At 38.9% G+C, this 15,085-nt stretch carries 10 protein-coding genes; 6 read left to right on the top strand and 4 right to left on the bottom strand.

Translation table 11 applies throughout. The annotated features are described in order from the left end of the window. Window positions 1-81 precede the first annotated feature (81 nt). Window positions 82-588: a hypothetical protein gene (locus tag BLW74_RS17040; RefSeq protein ID WP_089694319.1), complete on the bottom strand. Its 507-nt coding sequence runs from the start codon at window positions 586-588 to the stop codon at window positions 82-84. Window positions 589-637: 49 nt separating this feature from the next. Then, window positions 638-1,480 (bottom strand): alpha/beta hydrolase family protein, encoded by an 843-nt coding sequence (locus tag BLW74_RS17045; protein WP_089694321.1) that lies wholly within the window; start codon window positions 1,478-1,480, stop codon window positions 638-640. Between the two features lie 135 nt (window positions 1,481-1,615). On the opposite strand from BLW74_RS17045, the gene BLW74_RS17050 reads away from it, so the two are divergent. The 4 genes from BLW74_RS17050 (at window position 1,616) to BLW74_RS17065 (ending at window position 5,853) form a co-directional block, all read left to right on the top strand. Next, a complete protein-coding gene (locus BLW74_RS17050; RefSeq protein ID WP_089694323.1) occupies window positions 1,616-2,389 on the top strand; it encodes a HipA family kinase in 774 nt (257 codons plus the stop codon). Beyond that, window positions 2,376-2,759: a DUF3037 domain-containing protein gene (locus BLW74_RS17055; protein ID WP_089694325.1), complete on the top strand. Its 384-nt coding sequence runs from the start codon at window positions 2,376-2,378 to the stop codon at window positions 2,757-2,759. The genes BLW74_RS17050 and BLW74_RS17055 overlap by 14 nt, the downstream gene beginning before the upstream one ends. Window positions 2,760-2,780: 21 nt before the next feature. Beyond that, window positions 2,781-3,818, top strand: coding sequence for an alpha/beta hydrolase (locus BLW74_RS17060; protein WP_089694327.1), 1,038 nt, complete (start codon window positions 2,781-2,783; stop codon window positions 3,816-3,818). A 193-nt stretch (window positions 3,819-4,011) separates the two neighbouring features. Beyond that, window positions 4,012-5,853 (top strand): carbon starvation CstA family protein, encoded by a 1,842-nt coding sequence (locus BLW74_RS17065; protein ID WP_185116368.1) that lies wholly within the window; start codon window positions 4,012-4,014, stop codon window positions 5,851-5,853. 76 nt (window positions 5,854-5,929) lie between these two features. On the opposite strand, the gene BLW74_RS17070 is transcribed toward BLW74_RS17065, so the two are convergent. Then, the gene (locus BLW74_RS17070; RefSeq protein WP_089694329.1) at window positions 5,930-8,698 is read right to left on the bottom strand and encodes a TonB-dependent receptor plug domain-containing protein; all 2,769 of its coding nucleotides are present in this window, start codon (window positions 8,696-8,698) and stop codon (window positions 5,930-5,932) included. A 245-nt stretch (window positions 8,699-8,943) separates the two neighbouring features. Beyond that, window positions 8,944-11,274, bottom strand: a complete 2,331-nt coding sequence (locus BLW74_RS17075) for an ATP-dependent helicase (protein WP_089694330.1) — start codon at window positions 11,272-11,274, stop codon at window positions 8,944-8,946. A gap of 347 nt (window positions 11,275-11,621) precedes the next feature. Here BLW74_RS17075 and BLW74_RS17080 point away from each other — a divergent pair, with 347 nt between their 5' ends. Both BLW74_RS17080 and BLW74_RS17085 read left to right on the top strand, forming a co-directional pair. Next, window positions 11,622-12,935, top strand: coding sequence for a M16 family metallopeptidase (locus tag BLW74_RS17080; protein WP_089694332.1), 1,314 nt, complete (start codon window positions 11,622-11,624; stop codon window positions 12,933-12,935). A gap of 51 nt (window positions 12,936-12,986) precedes the next feature. After that, window positions 12,987-15,032: a M16 family metallopeptidase gene (locus BLW74_RS17085; RefSeq protein ID WP_089694334.1), complete on the top strand. Its 2,046-nt coding sequence runs from the start codon at window positions 12,987-12,989 to the stop codon at window positions 15,030-15,032. Window positions 15,033-15,085 lie beyond the last annotated feature (53 nt).

Below are 15,085 nucleotides of genomic sequence, written 5' to 3' on the forward strand. Positions count from 1 at the left end.
TAACTTTTTGGAAAACAGTTCTATTTTGATTTCAACAGATATGGAATGCCGGCAATATATTCCCGCTTCCGTTACCCTTTGTTACTTCGCCTTTAATGATTCAGAAATAACGATCTTTCCTTTTTCGGCAAATTCTGTTGCCTTACCATTTTTATCAATGGAAACATTCAGATTATCATTTTTAGCATCGTAAAAGATACTGGTAGCATACCCCGGGCAGTCATGCTGTTTGCAGCCGGTAATCTTATAAATTCCGTTTTCAGAAGCAATTGGACTTTCCACATTAAAATTCTTTACCATTTCATCATATTGAGCTCCCGTCAGCTTTTTCAACCTTTCTGTGATGTTTTTATCTTCAAAAAACTTAATATCGTTGGGGTATTTACCTGCATTTTTGGTAATAATATTATCCGCAGCCGGAGCAGAAGACGGTGGTGATGCTACAGAATCGTTTTTTGTAACTACAGAATCCGTAGGTGCTGCTGTAGCCAGAGTGTCTGTACTGACAGAAGATTCTGTTTTGACTTCTTTTTTACAGGATACAACACATAATGAAAGCGCAAATGCGCCTGCAATAATTTTTTTCATAATTATACTGTTATGGTGGTTAATTTATAATAACGCAGTTTTACAAATTTTATTTCAATTTTTCTTTTATAAAATCAATACATTTTTCAGTTACGCTATCTAAATCTTGTGGCAGCACAGTATCTGTCCAGGGTTCTTTCGCTCCGAAAGTATGGTTGGCTTTTTCAATCAGAAACAGTTCAGAATTCGGGTGGAGAAGATGAAGATGCTCCGCCTGCTTTACTTCTACAGCTTCGTCTTCTGTTCCATGAATAATCAGCATATAAGCTTTAGCCATTTCAGTCGCCCGTTCTACATCAAAACGATGAATATTGTTCTCATAATCTTCATAAAACTGATAATAATGCGGCATTTGCTGTTTTGTACGGCCGTTCAGCGCATAATACACTCCATTATTTTTCCAGTCGCTCAATGCCTCTCCCTTGGGAAAACGGTCTAAGGTATCTACACTTGCCAATGTAATCAAACCATTAATTCTTTCGTCCTCGCAGGTTTTGATAATAGAAATTCCTCCTCCTCTGCTGTGCCCTATCAGAACGATTTTTTCATTATCCACATGCGGATCTCTACTAAAATGATCAATCACCACACCAAGGTCAGAAAGCTCTTTAGAATAATTGTTATGGCCAAAAGCTTCAAGATCTCCAAAATTATGAGGATCCTCCACTGTTGTCCCATTATGAGAAAAATTAAACTTCACAAAGAAAAATCCTGCCTCGGCAAACTTTTCTGCCATCAGATTCCAGGCTCCCCAATCCTTGTAGCCTTTATATCCGTGCACAAATATCACTAACGGAAGCTTTTGCCCATTGTCTTTGTAAAAAGCGTCAGCAAGAAAGGTTTTTGTTTCTTTATTCTCTAAACGGATATTCTTTTGATTAATTAAATTCATATGCAGATATTCTTTGTATTAGAGTCTTGTTTGAAACGGAAATTTATGAAAAAATCTCCGTTTTTGGTTCCTGATTTCTTATTTCTTTCTCTTTAGTGAAGCCTAAGTTTATAAAAATAGCCTTATTTTTGCTTCATGCAGAATTTAAGAACTGTAACCGTGATGCGTTACATTCTGCCTTTGAGAGAAGGAGGATCTCTTCCGGCTCTGGCAGAAGCTGATGATGATTTCAAGTACGTATTAAAATTCCGTGGTGCAGGCCATGGAGTAAAAATGCTGATCTCCGAACTACTGGGCGGAAAGATTACAGAAGCTTTAGGACTGAAGATTCCTGAACTTGTGTTTATCAACCTTGATGCTGATTTCGGAAGAACGGAAGCGGATGAAGAAATACAGGACCTCCTGAAACATTCGGAAGGCCTGAATCTTGGACTGCACTATCTTTCCGGTTCTATCACCTATGATCCCGGAGTACGTGTGGATCCGCTTTTAGCCTCAAAAATTGTATGGCTGGATGCATTCATTACCAATATAGACCGTACCTTTAAAAATACCAATATGCTGATGTGGCATAAAGAACTTTGGATCATAGATAATGGGGCTTCATTCTATTTCCACCACTCCTGGCAGAATTTTGATGCTGCGGCCAAGACTCCTTTCAAATATGTGAAAGACCACGTGCTTCTTCCTAAGGCAAAAATGCTTGACGAAGCAGATCAATTTGCCCATGAAGTTTTGAATGATGCTCTTTTCAGAGAAATTGTTAACTCAATTCCTGAGGACTGGTTACAGTGGAATGATGCTGACCAGACGCCGGAAGAAATCCGTGAGATCTATTTTCAGTTTATGAAAACCAGATTAGAAAATTCTCAAATCTTTGTAAACGAAGCGAAAAATGCAAGAGGATAAAATATATGAATACGCGGTAATACGCCTGGTACCGAAAGTTGAAAGAGAAGAATTTTTCAATATCGGGCTGGTGATGTTTTCTAAGAAAGAAAAATTCATCAGAGTGGAGTTTTATTTGTGTCCGGACAAGTTCAAACTGATGCACAGCAAATTGGATTATGATGATGTGATTCACAATCTGGAAAGCTTTCAGAAGATTGCGAATGGTGACAAACACGGCGGTCCGATTGCTTTTCTGGATATTCCTGAGCGCTTCCGCTGGCTGACGGCTGTAAGAAGCTCTGTTGTGCAGACTTCACGCCCTCATCCGGGAAAATCCAAAGACCTGAATGCTACTTTTGGTAAGCTTTTTGAGGAGTTAGTAAAATAACGTTTCCTTAAAAAATTTATTATGAATTTATCGACAAACAACATATCAGATTACAGGTTTTTCACAAACCTGTTTTTTGTTTTAATTCTAAGTTTTTCTAATTCATTTTTTTCACAGGGCTTTTCTCAGGTACAGACAAAGACTCCACCTGTAAAGAGTACACTACTTCCTGAGATAGCGCATCTGTCTGAGGACATTGCATATACAACCAACAAAAAAGGAAATGCTGTAAAGCTGGATGTTTTTACTCCTAAAAACGGGACTTCCGGCCAGCTGTTCCCTGTACTGATCTATGTTCACGGCGGCGGATGGATCGGTGGTGATAAAGTCATTCACGCTGATAATTATGTAGAAACAACCATTGCCAAGCTGATGGCTAAGCAATATGCCGTTGTCAGTATCAATTATACACTTCTGAATGACAGCACCCACTTTCCATTGCCTTTGGAAGATACGAAAGATGCCGTAAGATGGGTGAGAAAAAATGCTGCACAGTATCATTTTGATACAAACAATATTGGTTTGTTCGGAGCTTCAGCCGGTGCTCATCTATCTATGATGGCTGCTTACACTCCGGATAATACCTACTTTGGAAATCCGGAACTTTCCTCTTATTCTTCCCAAGTAAATTATGTGATTGATCATTATGGACCGGCAGACCTCAACACGCTTTTTCACACAAAATTAGGAACGATTCCGGTAGGACTTATTGGGTTAATGTCCAAAAAAATTGTCGGTTTACAGGAAAATCTGGTCAGAGGAATTTCCGGATATAATATCAGAAAAGATCAGGACAGAGCCATTGATTATCTTAAAACGATGTCTCCGGTTAATTTTGTTTCGGCAGCAGTTCCTACTTTGATTGTTCAGGGCAATAATGATAAAATTGTCCCATTAAAACAGTCTAAAAAGCTTCACAGAAAATTAAACAGGGCGGGAATACAGAACTCGCTGATCATTGTAGACGGCGGAGTACATGGATTTGGGACTACTGATAAAGCTTATCTTGATCAACTTACAGATCAAATGGTGGATTTTGTTATTTCACAAAAAAAATAATATACATACACGCATTCATATTTATTATAAAACATTATAAATCAATAAAATAAACTTATATAAATTCACAAATTTGCTAGATTGATATACTTATTGATATTTTTCATTGAGAATTAATTACCTTGGCTATTGTTTAAATTATTAACAATAAAAACACCAATACTTTCATTTTTTATCAATAAAAATATGCAATATGGAATCTTTAAACAATATCAATGCGCTTACCCTTATCTTTGTATCTGTTCTTATTTTTGCGATAGCATACCGTTTTTATGGTATTTTCATCGCGAATAAAGTTCTGCGGCTTAATGACCAGAATATGACACCGGCTGTGGAATTTGCAGATGGTAAAGATTATGTTGCTACGAATAAAAATGTACTTTTCGGACACCATTTTGCGGCAATTGCTGCTGCCGGGCCTTTGGTAGGGCCTGTTTTGGCGGCACAGTTCGGGTATCTTCCCGGCGCTTTATGGATCCTGATCGGATGTGTTCTGGGCGGTGGAGTTCATGATATGATTGTGCTTTTTGCCTCAGTGAGGCATAAAGGTCAGAGTCTTGCAACAATTGCTTCAAAAGAAATCGGAAAGACCACAGGAACCGTGGCTGGATTTGCCATCCTTTTCATCCTGATTCTTACATTGGCGGGTTTATCTTTAGCCTGTATCAATGCAATGCACGAAGCTTCATGGTCTCTTTTTACCGTTGTGATCACAATGCCGATTGCCATCATTATGGGACTGATTATGCGTTATAAAAAGAACAGTGTTCTTTTTGCCAGTATTTTAGGAGGCATTCTTTTGATTGCTGGGATTATCGGAGGACATACGCTGATGCAGAATCCTACTATGAATGGTTTATTTTCGTGGGATATCAAAACAATTTCTATCGCCATTCCTTTGTATGGTTTTATTGCCTCGGTATTACCGGTATGGCTTCTTTTGGTTCCTAGGGATTATTTGTCAACCTATTTAAAGATCGGAACTATTATTATGCTGGCAATAGGAGTCATTGTTATTCATCCTACGATTCAGATGCCGGCTATTACAGCTTTTGTTAACGGCGGTGGACCGATCATTGGCGGGCCTGTACTTCCTTTTATTTTCATTGTGATTGCCTGTGGCGCTATTTCGGGATTCCATGCAGTGATTGCTACAGGAACTACTCCGAAAATGCTGAATAAGGAAAGAGAAATTCTTTTTGTAGGTTATGGAGCGATGCTTGTAGAAGGTTTTGTGGCCCTGATGGCACTTATTGCGGCATCTACGCTGATGCCGGGTGATTACTTTGCCATCAATACCCCCAAAGAGGCTTATGATTCTTTTCTGGCCGCACATCCTTCCCTCCATGGTGTCGATATTGATTATTATTCGCAGAAAATAGGTATTGATCTGTATGGCAGAACTGGAGGAGCTGTATCGCTGGCGGTAGGAATGGCTCACATCTTTAATAAAATTCCTTACATGGATCAGCTGACAGCTTATTGGTATAATTTCGCGATTATGTTTGAGGCCGTATTTATTCTTACAGCCATTGATGCAGGAACAAGAGTCGGACGCTTCTTTTTACAGGAAATGCTGGGGTCCGTGGTGCCTAAATTTAATGATAAAAACTGGATCCCGGGAATTATCATCAGTAGTATTCTTTTCACTTTTGCATGGGGATATCTGGTGTATACCGGAAATGTAAACAGCATCTGGCCGCTGTTTGGAATCAGCAATCAGCTGCTTGCTGCCTGCGGGCTTATTGTCTGCACCACAATGCTGATAAGAATGAACAGAGGGAAATATGCTTTATGCTCGGCTATTCCTGGTGTTTTCATGGCCGGAATTACTTTCTGGGCGGGTTATATTCAGGTAACGGCTATTTATATTCCGAAAGGACAGTACTTGCTGGCAGTTTTAGCAGCAACCGCAATGATTCTTATGCTCATTGTATTCATAGGCGCTTTCAGAAAATGGTATCAGCTTCTTCAGATTAACAGGACCGAAATTGACCATTATGGTGAACCTGTGAAAGAACTGGTAGAAAGATAAAATTCCGATTATATATAGTAAAAACAGTTCAGAAATTCTGAACTGTTTTTTTATGAGGATTATGTCCTGTTTTTATTTAGAAGTTGAAATTAAGTCTTGCAAAAACATACCTGCCATTCTGCCCGAACTGTGAAGTGGAACGGGAATAAATAAACTGATCGTTATTGGTAGAAGCAGGCAGGTTCTTTGTTGGGTAAATATCAAACAAGTTGTTTACTCCTAAAGTCAGTCCCACATTTTTGGTAAACTGATAAGCGGCAGATATATCCGTAATAATTTTATCACCGATTTGCTGGTGTTCATTAAAATCAATGATACCGTCTCCGTTCACATCAATAATATCCGCTCCCGTTACTTTACCAAAATAGGTATTTCTCAGATAGAAACTTGCACCCTTCCATGAAAGCGTATGGGAAAGACTGGCTTTCACTCTAGGAACGGCTTCTTCCAGATAGACTCTTGATTTTTCAGAGAAATAGATCTTTTCAAGCTGTGGCGACTGTAGAAGTCCCGCTGAGTGAATATCACCAACCTGTTTAGTTTTATTAAGGTTAATCGCAAAATTGTTATCCAGTTTAAATCCTGAGAACCTGGCGTTATGGGAAATAACAACATCCAGCCCTTTTGTTTCCGTATCAATGGCATTGGTAAAGAACTGCGCAGCATTGATTCCCAACTGATCATAAGCTTCCTGTGCTTTCTGCGGAACACTTGCTCTCAGGAATTGGTCTGTAAGGATAATGCGGTTGTCAATTCTTGTGAAATATCCGTCTGCCGTAAAGGTAAGGCTGGCAGAAGGAATTCTGTAGGTAAATCCTACACTGGCAGACTTGGAGGTTTCCTGCTTCAGTTTTGGCATATCCAGCAATCCAGCCAGCTGAGAATCGTTACTGAAGGTTCCTACTTCCAGAAGTTGATTATTGGTGAATAATGTAGACGTTACATTATAATAAATCTGGTGAATAGATGGCGCTCGGAATCCTGTAGAACCGGCAAATCTCACATTGAAATCCGGAGCTACTTTGATTCTTGATGCCAATTTATAATTGAATGTAGACCCGAAGTCGGAATAATTTTCATATCTCGCTGCAGCATCTACCAGTAACCAGTTGGTAAAATTAAATTCAACATCGGCGTAGGCTGCTACCGACTGTCTGTTTTTATCTACAGCATTTCCCGGTTTAAATCCGTTGAACACCTGAGATCCGCCGGGAAGTGCTGCACCAAAGAAATCTGTAGGTCTCACAGAATTTCCGTTCCATACATTTCCGGCAGCATCATAAGTTGCATAAGAAGCTTCTTCACCCTGAGTAATTTTAAAATTCTCATAACGATGCTCTGCTCCAAACGCTACGTTGATTCCCTCCCATACATCATATTTTTTAGAGAAATCTAAATTGATGGTATTCTGAGAAAACCGTAATCCTCCTGCATCAAATTCTCTTGGTGAAGCAAAACGAAGGGATGTATTTCCGGTATTCTGAATATTATAGGTAAATGAATTCTGCCCGTATGTATTACTGAAATCAATATTCCAGCCATCCCAGTTTCCTTTGATACCGGCAGCTAATGAGATATCCTGAATATCTGTTCCAATCTGCGGAAGATAACCGTTAGGATATAATCCTGTAAAGGTTCTGCTTTCGCTTGGTCTTCTGTAAAATCCTCCTGAAGTTCCGTGTCTTATGCTGTAACCGCCAAAAGTATACACTTTCCAGTTATCACTTACAGGAATCTCAGCATTCACAAAAAGCTGATGATTGTTAAGCTTCGACTGCCCTACCTGCATATTGAAATCTTTTCTGTTTTGTCCTCTGTAAGCCAGTTCCTGATCGGTAAAATAATTAAGCTGATCTCTGGTAAAATTGGACGATTTCAAAACATTTTGCAGTGCTGAAATAGTGTTGGCTCCCTGGATAGCTGTTTGCAGTCCCTGAGAGAAATAGCTTACATCCTGCGCATACTGATGGATGTAATTTACAATCTGCTGTGAATTGGGGGTATTTCCAATATTCGTAAATAGAGAAGAAAGGTTTACACCGTTATTCAATGCACGCTGTTCAATTGCATTATAGGCATTGTAAATAGGACCGCTTTCCGTTCCCGCTCTGTATGTTGGGTTTCTGAATTGTGAAGACCACGTGATATTAAAGAAACCTCCTTTGGTTCCGATTTTATTCCCATAGTTTAAATCCAGCTGAATATTCTGGCCGTCAAAATCTCCGGTATGATCATTTGCGGTTGGCGTAAGGTTTCCTCCATAGCTTATCTGCCCTGTTAGTTTTCCGGTATCTTTTTTTAATTCAAGGTTGATTACTCCGGCAATGGCATCAGATCCGTACTGTGCAGAAGCTCCGTCTCTTAACACTTCTATTCTGTTTAAGGCAAAAGAAGGAATGGCATTCAAATCGGTTCCTACCGTACCTCTTCCGGGTGTTCCGTTTACGTTTACCAGTGCTGAAGTATGTCTTCTTTTCCCGTTCACCAAAACCAAAACCTGGTCTGGCCCTAAACCTCTCAGCTGGGCAGGGTCCAAATGATCTGTCCCATCAGAATTCGTCTGAATTGTAGAAGTAAACGAAGGGGCAACAGCATTAAGAATCTGCCCGATATTGGTCTGCGGAAGAATAATTGAAGATTCCTTTACGTTGAATACATCTACAGGAACCGGACTGTCTACTTTGGATCTGGCTCCGGCTCTGGAACCCAGTACGACAACTTCTTCTACATTATTGGTCTTTATAGAGTCTTTATTTGTTTTTATGCTGTCTTTTTCCTGACCGTAGGTAAATACACCGAGGAAAAAAAGAACAGAAGCCGAAAGAATAGTTTTCTTATTATTCATAGGTTAGAATTTGATTAACATTTATGTTTTTACAAGGTGCAAATGTAAAATTTATTTATTAGTCCACAAAAATAATAGACTTTGTTTTTGTAAAAAATTGTTATCGTTTCTTTCTATCCCTCGTTTAAAGTTATGATAAATTAAGGAAACATCCATAAAGAACATCGACATTTCGAACTTCGCATTTAAACATAAAAAAACGGATCCAAAATGGGATCCGCTTTTCTTATATTTTATTTTCGAAATTAAATCTTAGTCAGCTTAGCATATTTCAGAATCAGGTTTTTCTCTCCTTCATGAATGAAAATGACCTTCGCTTTGATATTCTGAGGGTCTGTTCCATCCAGGAAAGAAACCTCTCCTATTCCGAAACGGTCATGTCTCACTTTATCTCCAACTTCAATATCCTGAGACGAAGCTCCGCTCGGATTGATAATTTTAGCAGTACTTACAGGTTTCAGCTTTCTGACTTCCTGGGCTGGTTTCGAAGCTTCCCCTCTGTCAATAGTCTTCTTTTCAACCTTTTTGAAAGATTTCATTTCTGATGGATGTTCATCGAAAATGTTAGACTTCACGCCTGAATTATTAATGAATCTTTTTTCAAGGGCAGGATTCAGAAATTCAATATATTCATCATCAATTTCACTTAAGAACCTTGAAGGTTCCGCGTCTGTAATTTTCCCCCATTGGAAACGGGAAACAGCATAAGAGAAAAATACCTGCTTTTCAGCTCTTGTTAACGCAACATAAAATAGCCTCCTCTCTTCTTCCAGATCTTCTCGGGTTGCTGAGCTCATAAAGCTGGGGAAAAGGTTTTCTTCCAGTCCTACTAAGTGTACCACCGGGAATTCCAATCCTTTTGATAAGTGAATTGTCATCAGAGAAACCATATCATCTTCCAGTTCTTTATCCTGAGTATCTGCAGAAAGTGCAATATTTTCAAGGAAGTTGGAAAGACTCGGATCCCCGTCCTCAAGCTGCATCTGCTCTTCAATGAAGCCCTGCATAGAGTTCATCAATTCCTGTACGTTTTCTACTCTGGAAATCCCTTCCGGGGTCTGATCATCTTTTAGAAATTTGATTAAACCGCTTCGTTTTGCCACTTCCATTGCAACACTGTAAGCCGTTTCTGTTTTCAGCAGTACCTGAAATGCCTTGATCATAGACCAGAAGTCGTTCAGCTTATTCAACACTCCGTTATTTAACCCTAACTGCGGTGCGTACATCGGAAGATTTTCCAATACTTTAGATACTGCAATATTATGAGCGTCTGCAAAAACAATCAGTTTATTTTGTGTGGTTTCTCCGATTCCTCTTGCAGGATAATTGATAATCCTCATCAACGCTTCAGAATCATTTTCATTGATCAGGAGACGAAGGTAACCAATAAGGTCTTTCACTTCTTTTCTCTGATAGAAAGAAAGTCCTCCATACACTTTGTACGGAATATTTTTACGTCTCAGCGCGTCTTCAAATGCACGGGTCTGAGAATTTGTTCTGTATAAAATAGCAAAATCGCTGTATTTTCTCTGGTCACGGTTACGAAGTTCCCAGATATTTCCTGCAACGAAATTAGCTTCATCGGCATCGGAAAGAGAACGGTAAATTTTAATCTTATCTCCTTCTTCATTATCACTGAACACATTTTTCTTAAACTGTTGAAGGTTTTTAGCAATCACTACATTAGCCGCATTTACAATATTTTGTGTGGAACGGTAATTTTGCTCCAATGATACCGTTTTTGCATCAGCATAATCTTTTTTAAAGTTTAAGATATTATAGATATTCGCTCCACGGAAGGAATAAATAGACTGTGCATCATCTCCTACTACACAGATGTTCTCAAATTTCGAAGCCAGAGCTTTTACGATAAGATACTGAGAATGGTTCGTATCCTGGTACTCATCTACCATGATGTATCGGAACCTGTCCTGATATTTAGCCAGCACTTCCGGGAAACGGGTTAATAGTTCATTGGTTTTCAACAACAGGTCATCAAAATCCATAGATCCGTTTCTGAAACACTGATCCACATATTTCTGGTAAATCTGCCCGATAAATTTCATATTCGCCTTTTCATCCGCTTCCATCAGTTCCGGATTATTGAAATAAGCTTTTACGGTAATCAGGTTGTTCTTATAGGTTGAAATTCTTGCCTGAACTTTTTTAGGTTTATAAAGATCAGCATCAATATTCATATCCTTCAGAACTTTTTTGATTACGTTCAAAGCATCCTGCTGATCATAAATGGTAAAATTGGAAGGATATCCAAGATAATGAGCCTCAATTCTTAAAATTCTTGCAAAAACCGAGTGAAATGTACCCATCCAGAGGCTTCTGGCATTGCTGTCTCCCACCACTTTGGCGATACGGTCTTTCATTTCGCGTGCCGCTTTATTGGTAAAGGTAAGCGCCAGGATATTGAAAGGGTCTATTCCATTGTGTATTAAATGGGCAATACGCATCGTAAGTACACGTGTTTTCCCCGAACCTGCTCCTGCAAGTACCATCAAAGGTCCTTGTAAAGAGGTAACGGCTTCATATTGTGATTCGTTGAGTCCTTTCAAATAGTCCATACAGCAAAAAAATTTTGGGAAAACAAAATTAAGGTATTCGGAGCAGAATTCAAACTTTCATAGAGAAGTTAGAAAATTTGGCAATCAATATTACTGTCAACAGTCAATTTTGCTTCGCAAGTGAATGGCTATTGCTAAACCTAACTGTAAAGAAAACTTATGTATTCCCAAAAAAATTAATACAAAACCTAAAAGATTCACAAGCGAAGCGAATTCACCATTCACCATTCACCATTCATTTTAGTTTTTAATTTCCGAAAATTTTCTCAATGCAATCATATATTTCAATATATTTTGTAACATTTAATTCACTTTTCGTACTAATTGATAAACAATTTCTAAATTTTATGAAAAAGCGACTTCTTTCTGCTGCTGCCGTAGCTTTCTTCGGGCTAATGCTGAATGCACAGCAAATCAAATTCGAAGAGTATGACCTTCCCAATGGTCTTCACGTAATTCTTCATCAGGATAATTCGGCACCGGTTGTCACAACGGGTGTAATGTACCATGTGGGTGCAAAAGATGAAGTAAAAGGCAGAACTGGTTTTGCTCACTTCTTTGAACACCTTCTATTCGAGGGAACTCCTAACATCAAAAGAGGAGACTGGTTCAAGATCGTTTCTTCAAACGGAGGGCAGAACAACGCCAACACCACCAACGACAGAACGTATTATTATGAGACATTCCCTTCTAACAACGAACAGCTTGGACTTTGGATGGAGGCTGAAAGAATGCGCCATGCTGTGATTAACCAAATTGGTGTGGATACCCAGAGAGAGGTTGTAAAAGAAGAGAAAAGATTAAGAATGGATAACCAGCCTTATGGAAACCTTTTCACAACCATTCAGAAAAATTTATTTACCAATCATCCCTACAACTGGCCGACAATTGGTTCCATGGAAGATCTGAATTCAGCAAAACTGGAAGAGTTCCAGGCATTTTATAAAAAATATTATGTTCCCAATAACGCAACTTTAGTTGTTGCCGGAGACATCAAACCTGAGCAGACCAAGAAATGGATTGAAACCTATTACGGAGGAATTCCAAAAGGAACCCTTTATCCGAAAGACTTTCCGAAAGAAACGCCTATCACTCAGGAAAAAGAAGTGACGGCTACAGACCCGAATATTCAGCTTCCGGCTTATGTATTTGCCTACAGAACGCCTGCTAACAAAGAAAAAGATGCGTATGTCTTAGATATGCTTTCTTCTTATTTAAGCAGTGGTAAATCTTCGGTTTTATATAAAAAATTGGTAGATCAGGATAAAAAAGCGCTTCAGGTAGCTGCGTTCAATCAGGGGCTTGAGGATTACAGTATTTTCGCATTCTTTGCCATTCCGATGGGACAGACTACAAAGCAGGCTTTACAGGCGGACATTGATGCCGAAATCAAAAAGCTCCAGACAAGTTTAATTTCTGAGGAAGATTATCAAAAACTTCAAAATCAGTACGAAAACCAGTTTGTGAATGCCAATTCCAGCATTCAGGGCATCGCTGCTTCACTGGCAACCAACCACGTACTGATGGGTGATACGAACCTGATTAACAAAGAAATCGACATTTACAGATCTATCACCAGACAGGATCTTCAAAATGCGGCTAAAAAGTATCTTAATTCCAACCAAAGAGTAATCATTAACTACGTACCTGAGAAGAAGTAATCTTTTCACACCTCATGTTATCTATGATTATTAAAAATTAAATTTTTACAAATGAAAAAGCAATTAACATATATAGCTGCAGCTTTTTTCTTTACAGGAATGGTTTCAGCACAAAAAATAGACCTTAATGCAATGCCGAAGCCGGGGCCTACTCCTGCGATCAACATTGCGAAACCCAAAACGTTCCAGCTGAGCAACGGTCTTACCGTAATGGTAGTTGAGAACAATAAACTGCCAAGAGTGAACGCAAGTCTTTCTATGGACAGACCTCCATACAATGAAGGCGCTGTAACCGGTGTAAGCGAAATTATGGCTGAACAGTTCGAAAACGGAACGACTAACATCAGCAAAGATGACTTCAATAAAAAAGTAGACTATCTTGGTGCCAATCTTAATTTCTCTTCAGGAGGAGCTTCTGCCAATTCACTTTCTAAATATTTCCCTGAAGTGTTAAACTTAATGGCTGACGCAATCATCAACCCAAAATTCTCTGCGGAAGAAATTCAAAATTCTAAAGAAAGAGCAATAGAAGGATTAAAATCTGAAGAAAAAAATGCATCTTCTATTGCTTCTAGAGTTTCCAATGCCTTGATGTACGGAAAAAATACCTCAAGAGGTGAATTTGAAACGGTGGAATCTATCAACAAAATCCAGCTTGCTGACGTACAAAATATATACAAAAAATACTATGCTCCTGATAATGCTTATTTAGTCATCGTGGGAGACGTAAAATTTGATCAGGTAAAACCTTTGATCGAGAAAGCTTTCAGTGGCTGGAAAAAAGCAAATACTCCGGTTACCCCGTTAGAACCGGCTTCCAATGTTGCTAAAACAGAGATCAATGTAGTAGATGTTCCTTCTGCCGTACAGTCTGTTGTTTCTTTAAACAACCTGAACACCTTGAAAATGAAGGATGCTGCTTATTTTCCTGCAACAATCGCCAACTACATTCTCGGTGGTGGTGGTGAAGCAAGACTTTTCATGAATCTTCGTGAGAAAAACGGATTCACTTATGGCGCTTATTCAAGTATGGTTGCCAGTAAGTATTCTCCACAATTCTCTGCAAGTGCGAGCGTAAGAAATGAAGTTACAGACAAAGCCGTTAAAGAATTCATGAATGAGCTTAATGCGATTTCCACGGTAAAACCTGAAGAACTGGAAAATGCCAAAGCTAAACTGAAAGGATCTTTCATCATGTCTCTGGAGCAGCCCGCTACTATTGCAAGATTTGCTTTAAATCAAAAAGTTCAGGATTTACCTGCTGATTTCTATACCAATTACTTAAAGTCTATTGATAAAGTTACAGCCGCAGATGTTTCCAACGCAGTAAAAGCAACTATTTTACCCAACCAGAGCAGAATTTTCATTGCCGGTAAAGCATCTGATATTTCTGAAGGACTGGAAAAACTGGGCTACCCTGTAAAATACTACGATAAAGATGCCAATCCTGTTGCAAAGCCAACGGTACAAAAAGTAGATGCCAATGTAACGGTTGCCTCTGTAGTTGACAAATATATCAATGCTATAGGAGGGAAAGCTAATCTGGCAAAAATTACTTCTTATACAACAAATGCCTCAATGTCTATGCAGGGACAAAACATTGATTTCAAAATCGTGAAAGCACAAGGCGGAAAGGAGCTTACTACGGTAACAGCCATGGGACAGGTAGTTCAGAAGCAGGTATTTGATGGAAAAACAGGTTATTCTATGCAAATGGGACAGAAAGTGGATATCACGCCAGAAGAAATTGCTGAGAAACAAAAGAACCCTGAGATTTTCGAAGAACTTGGTTTTGCAAAATCTGCTGATTATAAATTAGGCGGAATTGAAAAAATTGGGGGTGAAGATTCTTACGCCATTAAAGGTGGAGACACTACGTATTACTACAGTGTTGCAACAGGATTAAAAACCGGAGAAACCAAAAAAGTAAAAGCTAAAGGTCAGGAAATGACCATCCCAACAACATTCTCTAATTACAAAGATGTAAACGGAGTAAAAATGCCTTATACCATCACTGTAAGCCAAATGGGAATGGATATGACGATGACCGTAAAGTCTTACGAGATCAATAAGGCTACTGATGCAGATTTTAAATAAAAACATCCTATTTTTATAGAAAAAACGGCAACAATTGTTGCCGTTTTTATTTT

The organism is Chryseobacterium culicis (assembly GCF_900108365.1).
Taxonomy (GTDB): Bacteria; Bacteroidota; Bacteroidia; order Flavobacteriales; family Weeksellaceae; genus Chryseobacterium; species Chryseobacterium culicis.